The sequence below is a fragment of the Schlesneria sp. genome, assembly GCF_036405755.1.
Taxonomy (GTDB): domain Bacteria; phylum Planctomycetota; class Planctomycetia; order Planctomycetales; family Planctomycetaceae; genus Schlesneria; species Schlesneria sphaerica.
The window spans coordinates 1-6,061 of record NZ_DASWWZ010000384.1 but is presented as its reverse complement, the minus strand read 5'-3'; the positions used below and the strand labels follow the sequence as shown (position 1 = coordinate 6,061).

Sequence of the window (6,061 nt, the reverse complement as noted above, 5' to 3'; positions counted from 1 at the left end):
ATCTTCAAGTTGGTCATTGCCGAGTTCCATTCACTGCTTCCAAAAAGAAAGAGGAATGGTGATGTGCTGGTCGACCGGGGCTCGGAGTACAGAAAGACATCATTTGCGTAGTAGCGGACTTCTTTGCCGGTGACCTCAAGCCGCGAGCGATTGAACCTTTCCTGCATCATCGGCGCAGGGGGCTTTCTCACCGTATCGGTGCGATTGCCAAGTGAGGTGAACTCGGCTTTTGAAGCGAGCTGCAAGGCGTTGAACAGGACTCCCCCATAGCCCATCGCGCTCTCGGCGAAACGGCCGACCCAGGCATCGAACGAGACGGTAAATTCTCCCTCGAGCGGGTATTTGAAGTAGAGTTCGCTTCCACCGGGACCGCAGACATGGCTGACGACGTCTTCGTGAATGATCCAGAGTGCGGGCAGAGGGCGGGCGGCACCCGCAACGGCATGAGGGTTGGCTGCCGATGTCCAGTATTTCAACCCCTGATCCCAGGGGCGATCTGCCATTCGATCGGCGGCCGCAGAGCCGGTAAACGGAGCAAAGCTTTCTCGCCGTGCCAAAGACATCTGCCCTAAGTCGCGTATTCTTAACGTGGCCGCGACGGACTGACGTGCCAGTTCCCGCCCGTTGTCGCTGAGGTGCGGATCAGCGATAGCGGCGTGAGCGACGAGCAAGTCTGTCGTCGAGAGGGGACTCGAAGAGGGGGTCTGAGACGAAGCAAGTGCTTTGCGTTCTTCGATTAACTTAAGTAACGCCTCGTGAGCCTCAGTGCTCTTTCCATTCGCGATCCGTACCAGCATTAAGAGTGGCGCGGCGTTTTCAATATTCTGTTCTGCGAGAGGTGTCAGTACCGCCTGCAGCTCATCGAGTTTATCTGTCTTCGCTGCTGCGGCGATCAGTAATTCCGCGGTGCTCATGACCTGAGAGGACCTTGGTCCCCTGGGGGCATTTCCTCTGAGCGAATCAAAGCTGCCGGGGGCATGATCCCCCTGGACTACATCGGCAACAATTCGTACAGAGTTTCGCTCGGGGGTTGGCAGTGACCACTGCAGCAGCAGTTGATATCGCTCCGCGTCGGGCAATGAAGCGAGACCTGCCAGGATGATTCCCGCAGACCGACCCGCAGGTTCCCGTCCGTAGTTCGCATTGAACTGCGTGTCGGCGTACTGGCCCAGGCATTTGAGGAGTTCCGTCCGTAACCCCGCACGAGCGTATTCCGCGGCGACCTTAATGGATTCCGCCCGGAGCCGGACTTGTCCGTAACCTCCAGAGTATCGAGCATACATCGGGATCAGAGAGTTCAGGTACTCTTCCAGGTGCTTCTTTCCCGCTTCCATATTCTGATTGGCAAAATGGGCTCGAGCCAGTTTGAACCGGTACGTGCGCAACGGTTCTTCTTGTGCGTTACCCCGTCCTAGCTGAGAATTCTGCGTAAAATGTTCGACGGCCCGTTCGAACAGCTCCATTGATGTGCGATGGGAGCCGAACTGACTGAGAGCGGGAATGGCGACATGGCAGGCGAGTTCGCTGGAGTTCTGCAGAGTGTCCTGCTGCAGCCGCTGATTCAGGATCTCAAGTTGCTCTGTCGCCAGTCCTCTATCGCGCGTGGCCAGGGCGATCTGGGCGAGCAGAACACGAGCCGAGAGTTCACCCAAAGGTTGTGTCAGCTTCGGTTCAATCAAGCTCTTGAGCTCGTCGACCTTGTTCGCTCGGATGGCAGAGAGTACCAGCAGAGAGCCGACACTTTGAGGGGGCTGCGAGGGTTCAACCGTGAGAGGCCGCAGATATAAGAAGACTTCAAGGGGTCGTCGCTCGGGTAGCACGGCACTCTTCAGCATCGAATATACGGCTTCTTCAGGAAACGCTTTTTGACGCCACAGATGTTCAATCACCGTTAAGCGTTCAGAGACCTTTGCGTAGACCTGGGACTGATCGTCCTGCTGAGGATTGCTGACTGTCGCGAACGGCTGATTCGGGTTGATGGCTTGAAGGGCATTTAAGGGGGGGCCTGATTGAAGCGCCTTTGACATGGCCTTGATCGACAGTTCCGTCAGTCCATTTTCTGCTGCCAGTTTCGCGATCTGAGTTGCTTTCTCGAACTGGTCGAGCGTTACGACGACTGACTTCACCGGCGGCACGGGGACAGGCTGCACGGACTGGATCTGGAGCGAGTTTTGTCCGAGGATCGCTAGCGACAGCATCATTTCCCAACGCGACAACATACGACGACGCACGGCCTGCTGAGTACTTCGATCGATTGAAGAGGGGATCTGGAATAGGGGAGTCTGTCGGGACGTGAATCCGGATCGATCGGCTGTCGGCAGCGACGCAGGCGTAACGGCAATCTTCGCGGGAATCACCGTGGCTGCTTGGTGTAGCGGTGGGACACCAAGAATAGTTTCCTCCAGGTCCTTGCACTGCGACGTGGCGTGTGAAACTGTGACGTGATTGCCAGGACGGACAGGATTGAACCCATTCAAGCTGGTTTTCGGCTCTTCCGGCTTCTTAGGCTTCTCGGGCGGTTTCGGAATGATGACTTCCAGCATTTCCGCCCAGCGACGTTCCGCTGCTGCGGGATCGCCCCTTTCCAATTCCAGTTGACCCCATTCCCGGAGGAGCGCCAGTTCAAAGCCTCGATCTGCCTGGCGCTGGGCCGCTTCCAGGGCACGTTCCGCCAGCTTCACACCGGCCGATCGCAGTGACTCCTGCTTGATGCAGTCGCGGCCGACGATCCAGAGACCGATCTGTGGTTTGGCTGCATCCCGCTGCGCGGCGGTGAACGTCCCCTTTTCCGGTGCGGGGTCGAGGGGCGTCCGTTCGACGAGATCCACCAATTGCGTCACTGCCGTCTGGTAATTGTCGGCATCATTCAGCGCCTTCGAGATCTGAGCGACGAGGATCGACTGCGAAATATCATCAGAGCTTTTCGAGCGGAGTTCGCTGATCGCTGTTTTCGTCTTTTCAATCATTTCGGGGCTTGAGGTAATTGTCGTAACCAGGTTGGCAAGTGCGCTCGACATCCGCGTTACGTCCAATTCGCGGGAATCGATGATCAGCAGCAGATCGATTGGTTCCTCCTCCTCTTGCTGATCCGATTTCCTGCCGGAAAGCAGTTCGGGTAAGGCCTCAGGCTTGAGCCCTTTTAAGGCGGTCTGGAATCCCGTTTCGAGCTGCTTCTTTAACCGCTCGATTTGTTGAGCTCCGCTCGATCCCCCTCCGTAGACTCTGACTGCCGCAGTAAAATCTTCCGCTCTGGCAAGTTGTCCCTGATACACTCGAATAGCGTCCATCGGGAAACCGAGTGTGGAGATTTCCTGGCCGAGCGAAATGGCATTATTGATTCGCTGATAGGCTTCGTAGTCTTCGTTGCCGCGATGGCGAGTTGGCCTGGGTTTCGTGGCCTCAAGAATGATCCGACGAGCGTCCGCCTTGCGGCCTTGTTTGGTATAGAGGGATGCCAACGGCTTGCCAGGGGTGTACTGAAATTCGTTCTGCGTCATGATATCGGGATCTTTGCAGGCCGCTTCGAAATACCGGATGGCAAGTTCGGTACATTCATCGTGGGCTCGAAGTTCCTGGCCTATTTCCCATAGGGTGTAGTTTCCACGTTGTTGGCCTGCCTTGATCGTTTGTAAGACCGTTTCGAGAGTCTGTTTGCCTTCGGCCACTTTGCCACGACGCAGGTCGATCAGAGCCAGCAGGGCTTTGCCCCCTTCCCAGTGTCTGACCTTCTTCTGTGCGGCAACAATTTCTTCTGTCAGCTCGTCGAGCTTTTTGTTCGTCGTCGCAATCGTGAGGAAGCGGTTGATCAGCGTCTTGATCTGTCCGTCACCGCTGTAGCTTTGAATCTGCCCGAACCCATGCCATCCGTTGGACTGCTGGAGCGACGTTTCCGAAGGGATAATTCCCTGTCGGGCATAATCATAGATTTCCGGCATCTGCCAGAAGATGTCGTTATTCAGACTTGAGAGGAACTGTTGCCGCTGGTCGGGTAATTCTTTCCAGGCACGCTTGAATAATTCGACGGCGTGATCCCGTGTTTTGTCCTGGTAGGAAAGATTGCTGATGACGTTGGTCAGTTCCCAGGGGTTCTGACGAAATGCTTTGAGATCGAATTCCTTCAGAAGGGCGACCAGATCATCCATTTTGTCCGCATTTTGGAACGTATTGATAATCTGATAGAAATTGTTCCTCGCCAGTTGAGGATCTTTTTTCAACGCGACTTTGAAGTGTTCGACCGCTTCCTTGTGCTTCCCCTGCTGCAATAGCTGCTGGCCGAGAGCATAGCGGAATGCAGGGTCATCCTGTTTCGTCTCCGAGATTTTTGCAGTCAGCTCTTCGATTTTCTTCGTGTCTCCATTTGCTGTGTAGTACTCGATCAGAGTCTCGGTCAATCGCTGGGAATTGGGTGCTGACTTAAGCTGGTTTTCGACCTTCTTGATCATCTCGGGAAGCTTGCCTGATCGCTTCAGGACCATCAGGGCCTGTTGCCGCGTCCCGTTATCGCCAGATCCCATCCCCATGCCGCGCCGGCGAACGGCGTTCAGGACAGTCGAGGCATTACTGGGGGACCGTCTAAGAAGTTGATGAGCGATTTGAGTTGCCAGATCGTTCTTGCCCTGCGACTGATACTGTTGCATCAGATTGGCCAGGACGTCCGTTTTATTTCCCGCTTGTCGACCGGCGCGGGACAGTACCGCTTCCGCCTGTTCATGCATTCCAAGCTGGTGCATCTGCTGAGCGAGCTGGATTTGCAGGTTTGAATCCAGCCGCAGCCCAAACAGTCGCTCTGCCGCCGTCCGGGCACGCTCGATATTTCCGCTGTTTACCGCCATACGCAGGGCAGTGATCTCACGTTGCTGAAGGGCTTGCTGGTCCGTTGCGGAAAGTGAATCGATAATCGCCAAGGCTTGATCGTGTTCCTGTCGCTGCTCATACAACCGGGCAAGTTCAAACTTCATTTCCGGATTTTCATGAAGCTGCTCTGTCGCTTGCGAGAGTACGGCAAGTGCTTCGTCCTTGTCATCCGTCCACCAGTGCAGGTAGGCGAGCCCGAATTGCCAGAAGATCTTCTCGCTTTCCTTCATTTCCGGTGTCGCGACCTTCTGCTGGAACTGGGTGATGAGATCTTTCAAGGCATCTGCGTCTTTGTAGATCACATAGATTTGGCGGAGCATTTGAAGTGTCGCCTGATCATAGATCCGGTTTGCGGCAGGAAAATCGAGGTTCTCGTACTGCTGTTGATTCCCTTTCCACACATAGACGTAGCCACGCTGCTGATTCTGAACACCTCGCTGCGAGGCACTTCGTTGCGCGACGGCCGCAGGCGATTGCTGCTGTTCGTAGCGTCGGATCGCCGTTTTGAGGTACCGATCCCAAAGTGGCAGGACGTCGCTGATCCCGTTCTTCTTTTGAGCTCGGCGCGCCATCAATTGCGCGAGAATTTGGGACTGGTAATCCGGTGACTGGATATATTGCGCGTAGTTGAACGATGTGCTGGAACCGCCAGTCTGGTTGCCGGGAGTCTCCGTCTTCAACGCGAGCATACGATCGAGCAGTATCATGGTATTTTCAAAATCGTTGCCTTGGATCAGCGTGGGAAGCAACATTGCCAGCTGCAGTGGCTCTTTGGCTTCTTCCACGGCCTTCTTCTCGAGCTGGTTTGCTTCCTCGCGGCGACCGCACCGCTTCAATTCCATGACGACTTGCTGCAAAAAATTCTGCCCGTAAGTCATTGCCGTCGTCGAATCGTCAATCGATCGATAGCACGACAGAACATGCTCCATCTCGTCGTGGCTGAGGGCCGCCAGTTTGGGATATCGGGGCTGAGATTCATCCGGGGTCTCGCCTTCGACAACGGGATCAACCGGAGCTTCCTCCTGATCAGGTTCAATACCGCGACCATTCAATGAAGCAAGATACATCGATTTGACTCCCGCATCCGCGTCGGGGCGCATCGAGAGTTTCTTCAGGATCACGTACATCGGTTTGGAATTGTTGGTCACCACCGAAAGGTAGTACCAATCAAATAGTTCACGCTCTTTTTCGGATACCTCGCCGAGTT

Annotated in this window: 1 protein-coding gene; it reads right to left on the bottom strand. The window is 55.2% G+C overall.

Annotated elements, in window-relative coordinates; translation table 11 throughout:
* The coding region (locus tag VGE80_RS13315; RefSeq protein ID WP_440593012.1) for a tetratricopeptide repeat protein at positions 1 to 6,061 on the bottom strand (6,061 nt) is incomplete at both ends.